This window comes from Bacteroidota bacterium (assembly GCA_017303905.1).
In the GTDB taxonomy this organism is placed as follows: Bacteria; Bacteroidota; Bacteroidia; order B-17B0; family Aurantibacillaceae; genus JAHEYG01.
On sequence record JAFLBH010000004.1, the window covers coordinates 35,398 to 55,347 of the forward strand.

The 19,950-nt window shown below is 36.7% G+C and carries 21 protein-coding genes; 11 read left to right on the forward strand and 10 right to left on the reverse strand.

The features are described 5' to 3' along the window. Window positions 1-406: 406 nt before the first annotated feature. Window positions 407-1,120, forward strand: a complete 714-nt coding sequence (locus tag J0L69_13430) for a polyprenol monophosphomannose synthase (GenBank protein MBN8694190.1) — start codon at window positions 407-409, stop codon at window positions 1,118-1,120. Between the two features lie 45 nt (window positions 1,121-1,165). Here the strand turns inward: J0L69_13430 and J0L69_13435 are convergent, their stop codons facing one another. From J0L69_13435 to J0L69_13470, 8 genes are all read right to left on the reverse strand, one after another. Then, window positions 1,166-1,567 carry a hypothetical protein gene (locus J0L69_13435; GenBank protein ID MBN8694191.1) on the reverse strand — a complete coding sequence of 134 codons (402 nt, stop codon included), beginning with the start codon at window positions 1,565-1,567 and terminating at the stop codon, window positions 1,166-1,168. A 1-nt stretch (window position 1,568) separates the two neighbouring features. Then, window positions 1,569-2,111 (reverse strand): putative metal-dependent hydrolase, encoded by a 543-nt coding sequence (locus tag J0L69_13440; GenBank protein MBN8694192.1) that lies wholly within the window; start codon window positions 2,109-2,111, stop codon window positions 1,569-1,571. A 1-nt stretch (window position 2,112) separates the two neighbouring features. Beyond that, window positions 2,113-3,330: an alanine dehydrogenase gene (locus J0L69_13445; GenBank protein ID MBN8694193.1), complete on the reverse strand. Its 1,218-nt coding sequence runs from the start codon at window positions 3,328-3,330 to the stop codon at window positions 2,113-2,115. Window positions 3,331-3,349: 19 nt separating this feature from the next. Beyond that, entirely contained in the window at window positions 3,350-4,081 is a 732-nt protein-coding gene (locus tag J0L69_13450) for a hypothetical protein (protein ID MBN8694194.1), read from the reverse strand. A 9-nt stretch (window positions 4,082-4,090) separates the two neighbouring features. After that, window positions 4,091-4,978 carry an ACP S-malonyltransferase gene (fabD, locus tag J0L69_13455; protein MBN8694195.1) on the reverse strand — a complete coding sequence of 296 codons (888 nt, stop codon included), beginning with the start codon at window positions 4,976-4,978 and terminating at the stop codon, window positions 4,091-4,093. 89 nt (window positions 4,979-5,067) lie between these two features. Continuing rightward, on the reverse strand, window positions 5,068-5,655 hold the full coding sequence (locus J0L69_13460; GenBank protein MBN8694196.1) for a hypothetical protein: 588 nt from the start codon (window positions 5,653-5,655) through the stop codon (window positions 5,068-5,070). Window positions 5,656-5,761: 106 nt separating this feature from the next. Then, on the reverse strand, window positions 5,762-6,805 hold the full coding sequence (gene phaC / locus J0L69_13465; GenBank protein MBN8694197.1) for a class III poly(R)-hydroxyalkanoic acid synthase subunit PhaC: 1,044 nt from the start codon (window positions 6,803-6,805) through the stop codon (window positions 5,762-5,764). 168 nt (window positions 6,806-6,973) lie between these two features. After that, window positions 6,974-8,326 (reverse strand): hypothetical protein, encoded by a 1,353-nt coding sequence (locus J0L69_13470; GenBank protein ID MBN8694198.1) that lies wholly within the window; start codon window positions 8,324-8,326, stop codon window positions 6,974-6,976. A gap of 233 nt (window positions 8,327-8,559) precedes the next feature. On the opposite strand from J0L69_13470, the gene J0L69_13475 reads away from it, so the two are divergent. The 10 genes from J0L69_13475 (at window position 8,560) to J0L69_13520 (ending at window position 17,515) form a co-directional block, all read left to right on the forward strand. Beyond that, a complete protein-coding gene (locus tag J0L69_13475; GenBank protein ID MBN8694199.1) occupies window positions 8,560-8,967 on the forward strand; it encodes a MaoC family dehydratase in 408 nt (135 codons plus the stop codon). A gap of 35 nt (window positions 8,968-9,002) precedes the next feature. Further along, window positions 9,003-9,740, forward strand: a complete 738-nt coding sequence (gene phbB, locus J0L69_13480; GenBank protein ID MBN8694200.1) for an acetoacetyl-CoA reductase — start codon at window positions 9,003-9,005, stop codon at window positions 9,738-9,740. Between the two features lie 145 nt (window positions 9,741-9,885). Further along, window positions 9,886-11,415 (forward strand): peptide MFS transporter, encoded by a 1,530-nt coding sequence (locus J0L69_13485; GenBank protein ID MBN8694201.1) that lies wholly within the window; start codon window positions 9,886-9,888, stop codon window positions 11,413-11,415. Between the two features lie 64 nt (window positions 11,416-11,479). Then, complete coding sequence (locus tag J0L69_13490; protein ID MBN8694202.1) at window positions 11,480-12,991, forward strand: peptide MFS transporter; 1,512 nt, start codon at window positions 11,480-11,482, stop codon at window positions 12,989-12,991. A gap of 58 nt (window positions 12,992-13,049) precedes the next feature. Further along, window positions 13,050-13,394, forward strand: coding sequence for a hypothetical protein (locus tag J0L69_13495; GenBank protein MBN8694203.1), 345 nt, complete (start codon window positions 13,050-13,052; stop codon window positions 13,392-13,394). Between the two features lie 45 nt (window positions 13,395-13,439). Then, entirely contained in the window at window positions 13,440-14,735 is a 1,296-nt protein-coding gene (locus J0L69_13500) for an HlyC/CorC family transporter (protein MBN8694204.1), read from the forward strand. Between the two features lies 1 nt (window position 14,736). Beyond that, complete coding sequence (locus tag J0L69_13505; GenBank protein ID MBN8694205.1) at window positions 14,737-15,318, forward strand: methyltransferase; 582 nt, start codon at window positions 14,737-14,739, stop codon at window positions 15,316-15,318. Next, window positions 15,319-16,506, forward strand: a complete 1,188-nt coding sequence (locus J0L69_13510; GenBank protein ID MBN8694206.1) for an aspartate aminotransferase family protein — start codon at window positions 15,319-15,321, stop codon at window positions 16,504-16,506. A 120-nt stretch (window positions 16,507-16,626) separates the two neighbouring features. Continuing rightward, complete coding sequence (locus tag J0L69_13515; protein MBN8694207.1) at window positions 16,627-17,013, forward strand: hypothetical protein; 387 nt, start codon at window positions 16,627-16,629, stop codon at window positions 17,011-17,013. A 46-nt stretch (window positions 17,014-17,059) separates the two neighbouring features. Continuing rightward, on the forward strand, window positions 17,060-17,515 hold the full coding sequence (locus tag J0L69_13520; protein ID MBN8694208.1) for a DUF1801 domain-containing protein: 456 nt from the start codon (window positions 17,060-17,062) through the stop codon (window positions 17,513-17,515). Here J0L69_13520 and J0L69_13525 read toward each other — a convergent pair whose 3' ends face one another. Both J0L69_13525 and J0L69_13530 read right to left on the reverse strand, forming a co-directional pair. Further along, window positions 17,516-18,763 (reverse strand): metallophosphoesterase, encoded by a 1,248-nt coding sequence (locus J0L69_13525; protein MBN8694209.1) that lies wholly within the window; start codon window positions 18,761-18,763, stop codon window positions 17,516-17,518. It lies immediately after the preceding gene. Window positions 18,764-18,872: 109 nt separating this feature from the next. After that, window positions 18,873-19,853: a hypothetical protein gene (locus J0L69_13530; protein MBN8694210.1), complete on the reverse strand. Its 981-nt coding sequence runs from the start codon at window positions 19,851-19,853 to the stop codon at window positions 18,873-18,875. Between the last annotated feature and the right edge of the window lie 97 nt (window positions 19,854-19,950).

Below are 19,950 nucleotides of genomic sequence, written 5' to 3' on the forward strand. Positions count from 1 at the left end.
TAAAATGAGGCCAGTATTCGGTAATATCGTCTTCGAGGAACGCTCCGAATGGAGAATGTAGAATATTGGGAACGTTTGGATTAAATGGAGTAAAATGCTAATCGGAGGGTTGATGCCGGGCAGCGATAGCGGGAAAATTGCCTTCTCCGAGGCCTAAGCCGACGGCAATTTTAACCGCGGTTTGCGCCTGCCTCTTGCGCAAAATCGCCTTTCGGCATCAAGAGTTTTTTGGTTACTTTTTGGCGAACCAAAAAGTGACATAAAGAAATTCGTCTAAGTTTTCATCAAGGCAGAAAAGAAAATAAAACACCCTTCCATAAAAGCGTTAATTTTTTACAAAATGAGCAATTTATTATTATTGTGAACGTTATGCAGAACTGACACAATTTGTATATTAGCAGAATTAATGAGCCAGAGCTTAGTCATAATTCCTACCTACAACGAAATCGAGAACATCGAAAAGATGATCCGTAAAGTTTTTTCGCTGAAGCGGGAATTTCACGTGTTGATTGTAGACGATGGCTCTCCTGATGGAACAGCTCAGAAAGTAAAAGAACTTCAAAACGAATTTGGCGGTAAACTCCACATTGAGGAGAGAAAAGGAAAGTTAGGATTGGGAACAGCCTATATTCACGGATTTAAATGGGCATTAGCTAAAAATTACGAATACATTTTTGAAATGGATTGCGATTTTAGTCACAATCCGGATGATTTGATACGCTTGCAGGAAGCCTGTGAAAAAGGCGCTGATGTTTCGATTGGTTCCAGATATTGCAGCGGAGGAAAAGTGAGCAACTGGCCTTTAGGTCGCATTTTAATGAGTTATTTTGCCTCGGTTTACGTGCGCATTGTATTGTGGCTTCCGGTGAAAGATACGACTGCCGGCTTTAAATGTTATAAGCGAAAAGTTTTAGAAACCATTAATCTGGATGGTATAAAATTTATGGGATATGCCTTTCAGATTGAAATGAAATACACCGCCTACAAAAAAGGATTTAAATTGGTTGAAGTGCCGATTATGTTTGTTGACCGTGTTGAAGGCGTAAGCAAAATGAGCACCAAAATTTTCAAAGAAGCCTTCTGGGGCGTATTGCAAATGCGCTTTAAGAAAATGGATTAAATTTTTCCTTATAGGAAAACTACCTTCAAAAAAGTCTCAATAAATTTACTTACACTCTTCGCAGTTCCACTTTGGATCGTGGACGTTAATATCGAGAATCTTTGAAGTAGTATCGCAATCGTTGATGACAAAATCAAATTTGTATTTGTCTTTAAACTCTTCTTTTGGCTGAATAAAATACGTACCGCAAGGATCTGCATGTACATCGGTTAAATCGTAATTCACTTCAAAATTGCGCATTTCTATTTTCAGTAAAGCGCCATTGTAATGCATGCATTTTAATTTACACAAGGCCTTATCGCTAAATTCAAAATGCTGAAACACGAGCTCCTGCATTTTCATTTCATTGGTTGTAACACAACTGCGATTGCCAACCGTTGCAAACACAATCAAACATCCAATTAAAAAACCAATTCCGTAAAATTTTAAACGTTGTAGAAATGTCATTTTAAGTTCCTTTATAAATTTTCTCAATCAACTTTAATTGCCCGTAATGATGCTCACCATGCCAGGTATAATTTGCCAATAATTCTGCCACCGTAAACATATGCTTGCTGCCCGGATGATACGCTGTCAATTGCCACTCCTCATTATTCAGATTATTAAATAAATCTGTCATCCGCGCATGTATGCCATGTAACATTTGTAAACTCGGTTTAATATCCGAATAAGTTCCATCATACAAGGCAATCCATCGGTTCTCATCGTATGGTTTTATTTGTGATGGCTCTTCGGTTAGTGCGCCTTTCACACGAATTACAAAGTTTCCGTGACTGTCACCTAAATGATGTATAATTTGACGGGCATTCCAACCTCCGGGACGATAAGTGGTAGCAAGTATAGATGAGTTCCAATCTTTCACTAAGGTTTCCAGCTTAACGGGAAACGCCGAAAAAACTTTTAGATTATTCTTTACGTCAGTTAAGGTATAATCCTTACCATAAACAAATGGTTCAACCGGATATTCTAAATTTCCTAAAGTATCAGACATGCTATATAGCCGCCATTAAGAGATTAATATCTTTAAATGGAAGATTAAACGCTTCTCCCATATATTGGTTGGTAAGAATTCCATTATAAATATAAACGCCGTTTCGAACACCGGCATCCTTACGTACTAAACTATCAAAGCCGCCTTCATCACCCATATTTAAAATAATCTGTGAGAAGATACTGCTGAATGCGTAAGATGCAGTGCGTGCTACGCGTGAAGCAATGTTTGGCACACAATAATGAATAACACCATGCTTGCGGAATACAGGCTTGGTATGATTCGTTACTTTAGAAGTTTCAAACACACCACCCTGATCAATACTCACATCAATAATAACCGAGCCTGCTTTCATTTCAGAAACCATGGTATCGGTTACAATGCAAGGGGTACGACCTTTATGCGCACGTAAAGCTCCAATAGCTACGTCGGCTGTTTTTAAATGTTTCTCTAACACTTTCGGCACAATTACAGAAGTAAATACGCGTGTACCTAATGAGTTTTGCAAACGACGTAAACGTGAAACAGATGAATCAAATACTTTTACGGATGCGCCTAATCCTAATGCGGCACGTGCTGCAAATTCACCCACTGTACCTGCACCAATAATTACCACTTCGGTTGGAGAAATACCGCTGATACCTCCTAAAATGGAACCAACGCCATTGTTTACGTTGCTCAATAATTCGGCAGCAATTAAAATACTGGCGCCACCTGCGATTTCTCCCATCGAACGAATGATCGGATAAATACCCACATCATCGGTGATTAAATCAAAGGCTACGCAGTTTAATTTCTTACCAATTAACTTCTTTAAAAAATCTTCAGGCTGAACGGTTAATTGTAATGCAGAAAACAAAGTTTGCTTGTGCTGCATCATCTCAATTTCTTCTAAAGTGGGAGGTGCAATTTTAAAAATCACATCCGCCTTATATACATCTTGCGGCGAATAAACTATTTCAGCACCTGCTTCACTGTAATCATTGTCTTCGAAGTGTGCCGCTTTACCGGCACCGGCCTCAATAACAACACGGTGACCGTTATTCACTAAAAGTGCAACTGCATCGGGAACAAGTGGCACACGGTTTTCCTGAAAAGCAATTTCCTTTGGAATACCAATGTAAAGTTTTCCTTTTTTACGTGCTACCTCCAGCATTTCTTCTTGCGGAGCAAGCGCGCCTTTAGTCAGCGAAAACAAAACATCTTTATTCATTACCATAATTAGTTTCTTTTATAAATTAATAATAGGTGCCGTGATATACCGGCGCATTACAATCGTCAATACTTTTTGGCATTGGTCGGAAAATAATTCCAACTCTTAATTCAAAAGTACGGCTGCGAACGCTGCTTGCGCCTAAGCGAGGTGGTTGATAAATCAAATCCGGATTATAATGGAATTCCACAAACGGATGCCATTTTTTCCATGTGAAAAATTCATACCCCGCACCGGCATCGCCACTGAACCAAATTTTTGGGAATGTACCTGACATTTCAGGAAATACAGTAACCGCGAATGAATATAAATACTCTAATCTTACGCCCAACATAGTGTACCATTGTCCTTTTCGAGTGGTATTACCCATAAACTTCAAATAATTATTCCATTGAATGTATTGGTAAACATTGGCACCTACTCTTCCACTCAATTCACCGGTATATAAATTCCCGATTTCCTTTTCAACGGCACCTTTCATAGTGTATTCAAATTCTGTTTGCCAGCGTATATGATCGTAACGTAAAAATTCTGCCAGCAATCCTACACCGAAACTTTGGTAATCGCGTGAGTAATGGTTTTGCGGATAATAATACTCATACACAAAAACATTCGGATCTTTTTTAGTTGAATTTAAATTACGGTAACGATGAGCGGTACTGTTTCCTGCCACAAAAATTCCAATTCCTCTGAAAAACTGAGCGTTTGTTTCAACCGAAACAAAAATCAGACTTAATATAACGAGTAGTTTCTTCATTTAAATGAATTAAGCACTAACGGTCTCCATCCCTGCGTTTACTTTCTTAACCAAACCTTGTAAAACTTTACCCGGACCAACCTCAGTAAATGAAGTGGCGCCATCGTTAATCATTTGGATAACAGTTTGAGTCCATTTTACAGGAGCGGTTAATTGAGCAATTAAGTTTTTCTTGATTTCATCCGGATTAGTAACCGCGTTGGCTGTTACATTTTGGTAAACCGGACAAATTGGATTGTTGAAGGTTGTGGAGTTAATCGCTGCTTCAAGTTCAACGCGAGCCGGTTCCATTAATGGCGAGTGAAATGCTCCGCCAACAGGTAAAACCAATGCACGTTTAGCGCCAGCCGCCTTCATTTTTTCGCAGGCAATGTTAATGCCTTCGATACTTCCGGAAATAACTAATTGTCCGGGACAATTATAATTAGCTGCAACAACAGTATGACCTGATGCTGTGATTTCTTTACAAATATCTTCTACGACTTTATCATCTAGATTTAAGATGGCAGCCATGGTAGAAGGATTTATTTCGCAGGCTTTTTGCATGGCCATAGCACGTTTGTATACTAATTGCAAAGCATCTTCGAAACTCAACGTTTTATTTGCAACTAATGCGGAGAACTCTCCCAAAGAGTGACCTGCTACCATATCCGGTTTAAAATCGGCGCCTTTTGTAGCAGCCAACACAACTGAATGTAAAAAAATAGCGGGTTGAGTTACTTTTGTTTGCTTAAGCTCTTCATCTGTACCACCAAACATGGTATCGGTAATGCGGAAACCCAAAATAGAGTTCGCTTTTTCAAATAAGTCTTTAGCTAAAGGGGACGAATCATAAAGATCTTTTCCCATACCGGAAAATTGAGAACCTTGTCCGGGGAATACATAGGCTTTTTTCATAATGATAGTAAAATAGTAAAATTAGGCTATTTTACCCCACGTTATACGCAAAAGCCTGAAATAGAGTTAACCGTAAATTGTTAAAAACGCTATTGAACGATGTTCCAAGCAACCAAATCCCATACGTCTGTTTGACTTGGACCTACAAGTATCTCCTTACGGATGATACCAATATTTTTAGCTAGGAAAAACGACACATTATTATATCCAGTTGGTGCGTTAAAGACAGAACCTAAAGCATTATAGGTGCTATTTGTTGCTTTTACCTTAGTAACATGTGAAAAGGTATTACTCAATACAGTAATTGTTGCGTAATTATAATGAACGTAAATGTAAGGTGAGCCTATACTATCACCACCATTTTGATTTAATAAGTGAATAGGATAATTCTCACACCAAGTTCCAACACCTGTTGAAATAGTATTTTTGCAAAAAGATAATACACGATGATTGGCAAAGAAACTGGATTTCAGCTCCATAATCGTCCAATGGTATGTACGACAAGTATCCACCTTCAAGCCATGTACGCTACAAGGACCCTGAGTACAATTAAATTCCCTAATTGAAGAGACTTTAACGGTATCAACATCAGAAGACGTGGTTTTTTTATATATCCAATAAGTACCTGGCTTGAAAATATATTGCTTTAAACTATCGCTTGGATAGATATCCAACATAACACTATTACTAGGTTCAGGTTCCTTCTTTTTTTCCTTCTTACAAGAAAAAAAGCCCAAAACAATAGCAATAAATAGTATGCAACTATATTTTATCATTAAAACCTTAATCCCTCTTTTTCAACCAAGCAGTAACAGCAGGTGCCAATTCTTTTTGAGATTTACCACCAACAAACACCCCGATATGCCCACCTTTGAAGCTGTAAAGTTCTTTGTCTTTACTGCCAACATGGTCGTTTAACGGGATAGTTGCGGCAGGAGGCACTAAATGATCTTCGGTTGCGTAAATATTTAATAAAGGTGAAGTCAGATTTTTAAGATTCACTTTCTTTCCTCCTACTTCCAGTTCACCCTTTACTAATTTATTTTGCTGATATAATTCTTTCATGAACTGACGGAAACATTCGCCGGCTTGTGCAGGACTTTCGCTAATCCATTTTTCCATGCGAAGGAAATTCAGAAGCTTGTCTTTATCATCCAACACATTCACTAAACTCTGTTGTTTCTGAACTTTCATCATTGGTTTCAATAAATCAAAACCTTGGTTTAAGAAATCACCCGGAATTAATCCATTGTTTCCATCTACCAGTTTATCAAAGTCCATATTTTTACTCCAACGGAATAATAAACCATCATTGGTAGAGAAATCGATTGGTGTTACATGGGTAACCAAATTCTTTACCTTGTTAGGATATAAAGAAGAATAAATTACACTGAGCGTTCCACCCTGGCAAATACTTAAAATATTGACTTTATCGATGCGGTGTTTTTTACGGATGAAGTCTACACAATTATTGATGTAGCCATTTACATAATCATCCAAATCCAAATAGCGATCGCTTTTAGAAGGATAACCCCAATCGATGAGATACACATCCAAACCTGCATTTAATAGATTTTTAATATAGCTGCGATCAGGTTGTAAATCGAGCATTTTATAGGTGTTTACCAAAGCGTAAACAATAAGTACCGGTGTTTTATAAGTTGCAGTTGTCTCGCGGTCGTAACGATACAAAGTGAGTTTATCTTCTTTATAAACGGAAGTTTTAGGTGAAGTAGCGATATCTACTTCTTTAATTTGCTGAAGGGTGTCGTAACTCTTCATCATTTTCTGGCTCATGTCGGCCAGTTCCTTTATCATGTTTTCCATAGTACAGAAATTGGTTTTTAAATATAGCAAAAAAAACGATTAATTATAGTTGAGTGCAGGAAGAAGGTTGTGCGAAACAAAAAATCCCGGGTTACCCCGGGATTTATTTACATCAAGCTGTTCCACAAACACTAAAAGAACAACCTGCTTTGCTATGAGTAACCGTTATTATTTTTTCTTTGCTTTTGAAGCTTTTTCTTCTTCAAAAAGTTCAGTATTTCCGGTAAGAGCTAATTTATTTTGTAACTCTTTTACGGTTTTCTTTAAATCATGGATGGTTTTATATAACTCATCAACTTCTGAACGGAAAACTACAGGATAATTTTCATAAACATTTTCGAATTGTTTTTCGAATTGCTTTTTCACATCCATTCCTAAGCTAATCGTTTCAGCTTTGATTTTTGAAAAATCTTCAGTAGCCAATAATTCGCCTAAGAATTTTTCGCTGGTTTTAACCCACTCGTTATAAACCTCATTCATGTTAGGCATTTCGCCCGGTTTTACATTCTTATATTTCTCAGAATATTCTTTTGCAATGGTTTCAAAAGCCTTTTGAGTTGTAGTCATTAAGTTATACTGTAACTCATTTTGCTTAATTGAATATTCAGCGATTTTATCCATTAAATTAATGGCAGCTTCCACATTTTCTTTTTCCTTACCGGGATTAGCTAATTTCATAATCGGTTCAAATGTTTTACCGAATACGTTATTAACCTGACTGTAAAGTTCTTTTACTTTTTCAAAGTTACCGCTGAATAACTGAGGAAACTCAGCCGACATACCTTGAATTTGCTGGAAGTATTCTTTGCTCAAATTATTTTGTTGAGTAAAGAAATCACGTACTTGTTTAGTAGCGTTATCGTAAACATCCTTCATGTTTGCACCTGAATAAAAGCTACCAAACAATTGTTCAGTTACTTTTTTATAGTTCTCAACATTATAAATGTTTTTCCAAGTTTCAGCAGTGAAGTCTTGATTTTGGATTGCTTTCATCATTGGTTGGAAAGCTTCCTGAACTTTTAAAAACACCTGATTGCTTTCAAACATATTCTTAAACATATCTTTATTAAAAGATGAGTTGAAGTTTTTTGTATAAGTATCGTAAGTGTTATTTAATGTATTGATCCAGCTGTTGTAGATGTTAGTCCAAGAACTGTTCATAGCTCCAAAACTGTTCATGTATTCGTTAGCAGGTTTACCGTAATTAGCAAAGCTGTTATATAAGCTTTGGTTAAAATCGGTCATTTGCTTTACAGCATTTAATTGTTGGTTATACCAGTTTTTGAAAAACTCTTCAGGTTTATTTTCAGCAGCATTAAACGCATTTGGCATACCCGCTTGCATTCCGCCTAATAAATTCATTTGTTTCTCAAACCACTCCTTGTAAATGTTTTGACCTTCAGTAGTAATATTACCGCTGGTCATTGCATTTTGGAATTTTTTGGTTGAGTCCATCCAATTATTCATAACGGTAGTTTGTGTCTCCAGCAAACTGTCGAAAAATGGATTGTTTGTTTTCATTTTAAATTAAAGTTAAATTATTATTATTCAATTATTTACTATTTTTCTATCTGATTTCCAGTAACTTACAGCGTTATTTGGAAATTTTATGCAAATATCGGAATTTTTTAGCATACATGTCAAGTATTTATATTAAAAAAACATTAAATAATCGACTAAAAGCATTTATTAGTCTAAATTAAATTTTTATCTATACCTTCGAAACCTATTATTATACAAACAATTACAGCCCCATGATTGAAGTAGGACAAATTTATACACACGATTTCAACTTTTCACAAGATGAAGTAAATCGCTTTGCCGAGGTAACAGGCGATAAAAATCCGGTGCACTTAGATGCTGACTACGCAGCAAAAACCATGTTTAAAAAACCGATTATGCATGGTATGCTAAGTGCTTCCTTATTCAGCAAAGTTTTCGGAACTCTTTTCCCGGGAGAAGGAACCATTTATTTAAAACAATCGCTTAGTTTTTTAAAACCAATGTATGTTGATGTTAAGTATGAAGCTGTTTTCACAGTGAAAGAAGTTTTAAAAGACAAAAACCGCGCGATTGTAGAAACATTAATTAAGGATAAATCAACGGGTATTGTATGTACAAGCGGTGAAGCTACCGTTATGAACGTTGATAAAATTAAATAGACATATAACACTTCTAATTCATTCATCATTTTTTTATGAGTAAAAGAACGGTATTAGTAACAGGAGCAACTGGTGGTCTGGGAACTGCCATGTGTAAGAAATTATATAAAGACGGATTTAATGTGGTGGGTAATTATCACACCAAAGAAAAAGCCGATAAATGGATGGAGCAAATGAAAAGCGAAGGCTTCAACATTAAATTGTTTTACGGAGACGTGAGTGATTTCGACAGCGCTGCTGATATGATTAAAAAAATTGAAGTGGAGGTTGGTCCGATTGATACTTTGGTAAACAATGCCGGTATCACACGCGATAGTCGCTTAGTCAATATGAAAAAAGAAGATTGGTATGCCGTTATTAATACCAACTTAAACAGTGTTTTTAACTGTACAAAAAATGTAATCGATGGAATGATCGAACGTAAGTTCGGTCGAATTATCAATATCTCCTCTGTAAACGGTCAGCGCGGACAATTCGGACAAACCAATTACAGCGCAGCCAAAGCCGGCATGCATGGTTTTACAAAATCATTGGCGATGGAAGTGGCTAAGTATGGTGTAACTGTAAATACTATTTCTCCCGGTTATATTGGTACGGATATGGTAATGGCCGTTCCTGAAAAAGTATTGAATCAAATTGTAGCGCAAGTTCCAATGGGTCGTTTAGGCGGAACACATGAAGTGGCTTCATTAGTTAGCTTTTTAGCCAGCGAAGAAACCAGCTTTATTACAGGTGCCAACTACTCTATCAACGGCGGTCAGCACGTTTATTAGTATTAAGGATGCAGGAGTTAGGATGTAGTATAAAACAAAATCACTAAATCCTTCATTCTCAAACCCTATATCCTCCTTATATCCCCCATTATGGGGTTGTTATACTCAACTAAAACTTCTATTTTAGGGCCACTAATTAAAAACTATGGCACACACATCAGCTAAAAAAGGGCATCCTAAAGGACTCTATTTCTTATTCTTCACAGAAATGTGGGAACGTTTCAGTTATTACGGAATGAGAGCAATCTTCATTTTGTTCATGACAAAAGTTTTAATGTTGCAAGACAAAGATGCTTCTGAAATTTATGGTAGTTATACAGGCTTAGTGTATTTAACTCCGCTTTTAGGAGGGTATTTATGCGATAAATTTTTAGGAAACAGAAGAAGTATTATCATTGGTGGTATCTTAATGGCTATTGGTCAGTTTTGCATGTTCTTAAGTGCGAATATTGGTGCCGAGGGCGGTGTAACCATTATGTGGGCAGGATTAACAGCCTTAATTATCGGAAACGGTTTTTTCAAACCAAACATTTCTACAATGGTTGGTCAGTTATACCCTGAGGGCGACAGAAGAATTGACAGCGCGTTTACCATTTTTTACATGGGTATCAATTTAGGTGCCTTTTTCTCACCGTTAATCTGTGGTTCTATGGATTTCAAATGGGGATTCTTAGCAGCTTGTTTAGGAATGGTAGCCAGCTTAGTGAGCTTTATACTTTTCCAAAAGAAATATTTAATCTCTGAAGATGGAAAAGAAGTTGGTTTACCGGTTAAAAAACTGGACATGGGCAGCATCTTGATGATTATCGGATCAATCGGAATTGTATTCTTCATGTTAAACTTCAAACAAATGTTTAAGAGCGAAGTTGACGTAATCAGTTATTTCATTTATGGCGCTATGATTATTATGCCATTAATTATCTTAACGGATAAAAGTCTCACCAAATTAGAAAGAAACAGAATCATTGTGATTTTCATTCTTGCATTCTTTGTGATCTTCTTCTGGGGTGCGTTTGAACAAGCCGGTGCTTCATTGACATTGTTTGCCGATCGTCAAACCGAGAGAACCATCTTTGGTTGGGAAATGCCTGCATCTTATTTCCAATCTGTAAATCCACTTGCCGTTATTATTCTGGCTCCGGTGTTTTCAATTATCTGGGGTTATTTATATAGCAAGAAACTAGAACCGTCTTCTCCTAAGAAAATGGCTTTAGGTTTAACTTTAGTTTCATTAGGATATATCATTATCGCAATTGCTGTAAAAGGTTTAGCTCCTGATGCAAAAGTGAGCATGATGTGGTTACTTTCTCTTTACATCATCCACTCAATGGGTGAATTATGTTTATCACCAATCGGTTTATCCATGGTATCTAAATTAGCGCCATTACGTTTATCATCTTTAATGATGGGAACATGGTTCTTAGCGAATGCTGCCGCTAATAAATTTGCCGGAACCTTAAGCGCATTAATTCCTCCAACTGTAGAACCCGGAGCGCCAGCTCCAACTGAATTCCCTTCTTTCTTCGGATTTCAAATTACCAACCTATATGAATTCTTTATGTTATTCATAGTTATGACAGGAATTGCGGCTGGTATTTTATTTGTTTTAAGCTCATGGCTTGAAAAAATGATGAAGGAAAAACATTCAGAAACCGTTGATGTTACCAGAGCATAATTAATTTTATAATTCATATCTTCAAAACCTACAAGTTAACTTGTAGGTTTTTTATTTATATACAATGGAAAAGGAAATAACTCTCGAGGAAATTCAAAATTTTAAAGGCAAATATCCAAAGCAACTATGGTACTTGTTTTTTAGTGAGATGTGGGAGCGCTTTAGCTTTTACGGCATGCGCGGCATGTTGGTTTTCTTCATGATAAATCATTTAAATTTTGATGAAGTATCGGCCAACTTACAATATGGAGCCTCTCAAGCTTTCGTATATGCCTTTACCTTCATCGGTGGTTTTTTCGCGGATAAACTTTTAGGATATCGTCGCTCTTTGTTTTGGGGCGGCTTACTAATGATTGTGGGAAGTATTGTACTCGCCATTGACCCTGAAAGATTTTTTTTCATGGGCATTGGTTTTAATATAGTAGGAACAGGTTTTTTTAAACCCAACATTTCATCTATTGTTGGACGTTTATATAAAGATGAAGACCCACGCACTGACGCCGGCTTCTCTTTGTTTTATGCAGGTGTAAACTTAGGTGCTTTAATTGGAGGTTATTTATGCATTGCTATTGGTAAACGTGCCTTGTTTGGTGATTATATTCCTGAAGGAAAAGAATGGAATATCGCCTTCGGACTCGCTGCTATTGTTATGATTGTTAGCTTGCTCACTTTTGTCCGTACACAAAAAAGTTTATCGGTGATTGGAAATTCACCTTTGCAACATCTGCCCGATTCAAAAAGAAAAATGTATGAATACTTAACCTTTGCAGGCTCCTTACTTTTAGTTCCCGTAATTATTACCATGGTTTCTAAAACGGAATACACCGATTGGTTTATGTACATCATCGGACCTGTTTCGCTCATTTATCTCATTTATGAGATGAAAAATTATTCGGCTGCCGAGAACAAAAAATTAGTAGCGGCTATTTTATTCATGTTCTTCTCCATCTTCTTCTGGGCCTTCTTCGAGCAAAGCGGAGGCTCCTTAAGTATTTTTGCCGCCAATCATTTAGGAAATTCAGTTGCCGGCATTCCTCTCGATCCAAACAGCGTAAACAATTCTGCCAATTCATTATTTGTTATCGCTTTTGCAGCACCATTAGGCATGTTATGGATTTGGCTCAACAAGAAAAAAATCGAACCCAACACCATTGTAAAATTCGGGTTGGGATTTGTATTTCTGGCATTGGGCTTTTATATGTTTTTTTATACCCGTTTCTTAGGCAATGAAAATGGTGTTACCTCACTCGGCGCGTTTGCTTTCGGTTGGTTCATTATCACTTTTGGTGAGCTCTGCTTATCACCAATCGGCATGTCGGTTATGACAAAACTTTCACCACAAAAATTGCAGGCAGTTACCATGGGCATGTGGTTTTTAGCCAGTGCCTACGGACAATATTTTGCAGGATTATTAGGCGCTAATATTGCAGAAGCCTCGGCCAATGCAAATAATTATGAAAAATTGGTAACTTATACGGAAGGCTATAAGCAACTCGGATTATACTCCTTAATTATTGGTATTCTGATAATTATCCTTTCTCCGGCTATTAAAAAATTGATGGGAGGAGTAAAATAATTAGCTAAAAGTCGGTCGTAAAAAATCGCTTTTTTTTGCTACTTTTACTCTTACAATTATGAACCTAAAAGAGAAAGTTTTAGAAATATTAGAAAAAGAAAAATACTCGTTTAAAGATTTAGCCGAGTATGTGAATATGAGCGAACAGGAATTAAGTACTGCCCTTGAAACAAAAAAATTAGAATTACGTACACTCGAATTAATTTCAAAGGGACTTAAAATTCCTCTCTATAGTTTTTTCCGTTCAGACAAACCGTATTTCAATCCTAACGAGGAGCCTTATTATATCAATAAATTATGGGAAGGTGAAGCTTCGGCGCACAAAAACGAATTAACCGAAGAGATTGCTCTACTCAAACAAATTTTAGTTCAAAAACAGGCACAACTAGACAGCCTGAAATAACATGTTTAAAGAAATTAAATTACATCCCTCTTTAAACAATACATTATGTTAGCAGATATACTTATTACTTTATTACTTGTACTACTTAACGGATTTTTTGTAGCCGCCGAATTTGCTTTAGTGAAGGTACGCTCATCTCAATTGGATATTAAAATTCAAAAGGGAAGCACACGCGCTAAAATGGCAAAAACCTTAATCGATAAATTAGATGCTTATTTATCAGCAACACAATTAGGAATTACTTTAGCAAGCTTAGCCTTAGGTTGGATTGGAGAACGTGTTGTTGCGGCAATGGTTATTACTATTTTTCATAAGTTCGGCTCTACACTTGATCCGAAAACCATTCACAGTATTTCTATACCGGTAGCATTTACTTTAATCACTTTTATGCATATTACTTTTGGTGAACAAATTCCAAAGATGATGGGAATTAAATTTCCACTTGAAACTACCTTGATTATTTCCTGGCCAATGCGCGCATTTTATTTTGTGTTTGGTCCGTTTATTTGGTTACTTAATAAGTCATCCAATATTTTTTTACGATTGTTTGGAATTAAATCCGTTGGCGAAGAAGAGGTTCATACAGAAGAAGAATTACGCTTAATATTAACGGAAAGTGAAGAAGGCGGCGCTATTAAGCCAAGCGAAAACGAATTAATTCAAAACGTTTTTGATTTTGACGATCGCATTGTAAAACAAATTTTAGTACCTACAAACAGAATTGCTGCTGTTGATGTGGAATCAGGAAGAGATGAAATTGTAAAACAGATTTTAGAAGAAGGTTTTTCCAGAATGCCGGTGTTTTTGGGCGACATTAATAATATTATAGGTATTGTTCACAGTAAAGATCTATTAAAGAGTGTGGTTGAAAATAAATACAAAACCATTAGAGATATTATGCGTCCGGTACATTTTGTACCTGAAAGCATGAAAATTAATGAACTACTTCGCGATTTTCAAAAGCATCATATTCAAATGGCCATTGTAACAGATGAGTTTGGTACAACAGCTGGTGTAATCACCATGGAAGACATCATTGAAGAATTGGTTGGTGAAATACAGGATGAGCATGATGAAGAAAAACCTAATGTAGAGCAAAAAAGCGATTCAGAATTTATAGTGAATGCGCAGGCAAGTATTGTCGACGTAAATAACATTTTACCATTGGCACTTCCGGAGAATCCGCATTATGAAACAATATCAGGATATGTGAATTATATTTTCGGAAGAATTCCTGCCGTGAACGATAAACGCGTTCGTGATGGATACGAAATCACCATTCTGAAAAGGAATCGCCAGAGTATCGAAAGCATTCGTCTTAAAGTAACCAATAACGAATAACATGTTTTTAAGCGCCGAATATTGGAATACCCGTTATAAGGAAAACGAATTTGGCTGGGATACCGGAAGTATTACCGAACCTTTGAAAATCTATTTTGATCAGTTAGAAAATAAAAACATTAGCATTCTTATTCCTGGTGCGGGTAACTCTTACGAAGCAGAATATTTGTTTAATAAAGGATTCGAAAATGTAACCGTTGTTGATTTTGCGCAAGAACCTTTAACAAATATCAAAAACAGAGTTCCTGATTTTCCGGTAAACAATTTGGTGAAAGACGATTTTTTTAACCATAAAGGACAATACGATTTAATAGTGGAGCAAACATTCTTTTGTGCCATTGATCCAAAATTAAGAGCTCAATATGCTAAACATATGCATTCACTTTTAAAACCGGGTGGAAAATTAGTTGGGCTTTTATTCGATACGGTATTTGAAAAAGATGGTCCGCCTTTTGGAGGAAATAAGGAAGAATTCAGAACTTATTTCGACCCTTACTTCACCTACAAAACCTTTGCACCTTGTTATAATTCCATTGCACCACGTGCCGGAAGAGAGTTGTTTATTCTTTTAATTAAAAAATAAATGAACGTCAATCATCGCCATATATTTTTACATAACGTAGCGCAAACCTCTCCCACTCCATTGGCATTGGAAATTGTAAAAGCGGAAGGTATTTACATGACAGATGCCAATGGGAAACAGTACATTGATTTAATCAGTGGTATATCTGTGAGTAATTTAGGGCATTGCCATCCAAAAGTTGTTGAAGCAATTAATAAACAAGCGCAAACATACATGCACTTAATGGTGTATGGTGAATATGTTCAATATCCTCAAACGCAGTACGCGAAATTACTCACCTCTTTATTGCCGCCTCAACTCAACTGCATTTACTTTACCAATTCGGGAACAGAAGCAACCGAAGGCGCCTTAAAATTAGCTAAGCGCGTAACTGGAAGAAGTGAAATAATTTCCTTTAAGAACTCTTATCACGGCAGCACACATGGCGCATTAAGCGTAATGGGAAATGAAGAATATAAAAATTCGTTTCGCCCCTTATTACCGGACGTAAAGCAATTAGAATTCAATAATTTTTCTCAGCTCGAACAAATTAGCAGTAAAACGGCTTGCGTTATCATTGAACCAATACAAGGAGAAGCCGGTGTACACATTGCTAATGCAGAATATTTAAAAGCTTTACGCAAAAAATGTGACGACCACTGTGTACTCTTAATATTTGACGAAATACAAAGCGGATTCGGAAGAACCGGAGCCCTGTTTGCATTTGAAAACTACGGTGTGGTTCCGGATGTAATGCTGATTGCGAAAGGTATGGGCGGAGGATTGCCGATTGGTGCTTTTGTAGCTTCAGAAAAATTAATGAGTTGTTTAACCAACAATCCGGTGCTTGGGCATATAACCACATTTGGCGGTAATGCCGTTTGCGTTGCCGCGGCGCAAGCTACGTTAGAGGTTTTGGTAGATAAAAAATTATACTTACGTGCACTTGAAATTGAAAAAGTGATGAAAGAAGTGTTGGTGCATCCAAAAATAAAAGAAGTAAGATGCGTTGGTGCCTTATGCGCCATTGAGTTTGAAGACACGGAATTAAACATGAAAATCATTTCGAAGTGTATAGAAAAAGGAGTTATCACCGATTGGTTTTTACATTGCAGCACCGCGATGCGCCTGGCACCGCCATTAATCATTTCCAATAAAGAACTTCGCTTCGCTTTGCAGCAAATTATAGCAAGCATTAATGAAGCATAAGTTCTCCATAATCACAAATAACTCATTTACAAACACTTAGATTATTTAATTTGCTACAAAACGTAGCAACACTTCGCTTTAATTCGTAGTAATTTTGTTATATCAAAAACAATATTAATTATGAATTATTCAGTAGTACATGTTAACAAGATGGTATATGAGCACAGAGAGGTTGTAAAACTTGAGTTTTCATATAGCGATGAATTAGTAAAATTAGTAAAGAGCCTTCCGGGTGCCAAGTGGGATAAGTTATACCGCATGTGGTACATCGAGAAGCGTACCGGCTTACTTAATGAGGTGTTGAATTGTTTTAAAGGCAAAGCTTATTTAGATTATAAAGCACTTAAAAATGAAGCGATGCTTACAGCACAGCCGGTTTTAGAATGCAAAACAGAAGTGCCGCAACCGGTTAAAAGCGTTTATTATAACAACAGTAAAACCTCTCCGGTTAAGCAACCAGCAAAAAAGCAAAGTGCCAAGGTAAAACAATACGCTTTGTTTATTTGATTTTATGAGGCATAATTGATAATTTTATTTTCCAACAATTTCAATTATGCGCTCAGAAGCCAAAACTCCGAATGAATATTTTAAATCTTTACCGGAAGAACGTAAAGAAGCAATGGATGAATTGCGAAAAAACATTCTGAAAAATTTACCGAAGGGTTTTCAGGAAGCCATGGGTTATGGCATGGTTGGCTATTGTGTACCGCATTCAATTTATCCAAATGGCTATCATTGCGATCCTAAACAACCACTTCCTTTTATGGGATTGGCTTCACAAAAAAACTTCATTGCATTTTATCACATGGGGATTTATGCCAATAAAGACTTACACGATTGGTTTGTGAGCGAATTTCCAAAACACAGTAAATACAAATTAGACATGGGGAAAAGTTGTATTCGCTTTAAGAAAACAGACGGAATTCCTTATAAATTAATTGGAGAACTAGTAAAAAAAGTAAGTGTGAAAGATTGGATTTCTACTTATGAAAAAGCGTTTAAAAAATAATTAAGCGCGTTTTAATTCGATAACAGTTATCTCAGGCCAAATTCCTACTCTGCCCGGATAACCTAAAAAGCCTAAGCCTCTGTTTACGTATAAATGCTGATTATCCTGCTTGTATAAACCGGCCCATTGTTTGTATATATATTGCACCGGACTCCATTTAAATCCCGGAATTTCAATTCCAAACTGCATTCCGTGTGTATGTCCGCTTAAGGTTAAATCAATATCAGGATACTCTGTGCGTATTTGTTTATCCCAATGCGATGGATCGTGACTCATTAATATTTTAAACGGATACTCATTAGCGCCTTCATACGCCAAATGCATTTTTCCATATTTAGGAAAATGCATGTTTGCACCCCAATTTTCTATTCCCAATAAAGCAATTTTTTGTCCGTCTTTTTCCAATGCCACATGCTCATTCATCATTAATTTCCATCCCGAATCGGCATGTACCTTTTTGAGTGCATCCAGATTTTGTTTCTTAGCTTCCTCTGTTGGCCAACTTACATAGTCACCATAATCATGATTACCTAAAACGGAATACACACCATGGGGTGCTTTTAAACTTTTTAATTGCTCTTCGAAGCCACGTGTTTCATCTGCAATGTTGTTTACCAAATCACCGGTAAATAAAATCACATCCGCGCCTTGTTGCATCACGATATCAAATGCTTTTTTTACCGGCTCATTATCCATAAATGAACCAATATGAATATCGGATATCTGAACAATTTTAAATCCGTCGAATGCTTCCGGTAAATTCGGACTTCTCACTTCTGCTTTATGAACACGATACTTATAGGCTCCTTTTATCATGCCGTATAAAAAGGAAACTGCAGGAATAACTGTAAAAGTGATGGCTAACTGACTTAAGAATTTTATGCGGGAAATGCCATTCTCGTTAATGGTTTCGTTGGCCTGTGCTTTTACAAAAATGATTTGGTAAAGCCATTTAAACATGCGGATAATATCATCAATTAATAAAAAACTAATGCCAAACAGCTTACAAATTACAAGTATTAACCCTGCGGCAGAGATAAAACGAAACTTCGCGCTCCATTCAGGAACCGGATGAAATAAGGAGATTACAGCAATGGCAATGTTATAAAAAGCTAATGCATAAGCCACCCAAAGAACGGCCTTCTTTTTTCCATCACTAAAATCCTGGCTAAATGTTTTAACAGCCTGTAAGAAATAGATTTCGATTACAGTTACAATAATAAAGAATATGAAAAACCGCCAAAACATGATACAAAAGTAGGTTTATGTTTTAATTGGGTGTGGATTTTGTGATTTTTTATAAATAAAAAAACCGCGGGACAAAGCCCGCGGTTTATATAGAGAGAATGTTTAAAGACTAGAAATGGAAGTTTAAACGTAATGTTCCGTTTGGAGTTAAGTTATACTGAGAACCTGCAGCTGCGTTACGGTCAGTATCAAGAATTAACTGCATACCACGCTTTGCTGTGTTTTCGATTTCTCCTTTTACCTCGTCACCTGCACTATTTAAACCTTCAGCTTCATAAACTGTTTTTGATTTAAGGTTCATTGCAACACCAACACCCCAACCGAATTCACCAGCTAAAGATATTTTAGGTAAGATAAAATATTCAGCACCAATAAATGCACGTACTCCTAAACCAAATTGTCCACCTGATTTCTCAGACAATTTACGCCATTGAACTGCACCTGCATTTAAACCGGTATTACCGGTATTAGCTGTAGCTAAACCAGCAGCCGGAATTGTAGACCAATCAGTAGAGTGTGTTACCGGATCAACATCTGGGTCGATTGTACTAGCTGCATTTTGCTGAACTAAATCGTTACCATATTTGAATTTGTCTTTACTTGAAGAGAACCAAATAAACACGTCAGCACCATAGAAACCTTGTAGACGAGTTTTTCCCTTACGCTTTTCCATACCTACACCAACACCCACAAATGTGCTTGAGCGGCTGTATTTATCTTCAACCATTTCAGGCTTATTAGGAAATGTAGGAGGTGTAGAAGTAGATGCAACAGGCTTCGCGATCTCGTTCTTCCAAGATTGGTTGCTGTAACCAATACGAACAATTGCACGGTAAGCGTTTTGTGCATCCTTAAATTTTTTACCTACGATAGTTTGGTTTGCACCGTAGTTATTCCATGTTGGAGCAACGTTGTTAGCAGTTTTGCCAAACATGTTACCAACATAGTTTAAAAAAGGAGTAGCGTCAACACCAATTGACCAGTCTTCGGCCTCTGGTAAAATCGGCTCACCTTTCTTAGAGGTTAAATCTTGCGCATATGCACCGGTTACACCGAATGCTAATGCTAATAGAGCGATTGATTTTTTCATAGTTTTGTTTAGTTTTATGATTGAGCAAATTTACCTGTTATATTAGACACGCTAAACTGATTTAAGTTAGTTTTTTAACAAAGAAATGTTAAATGCT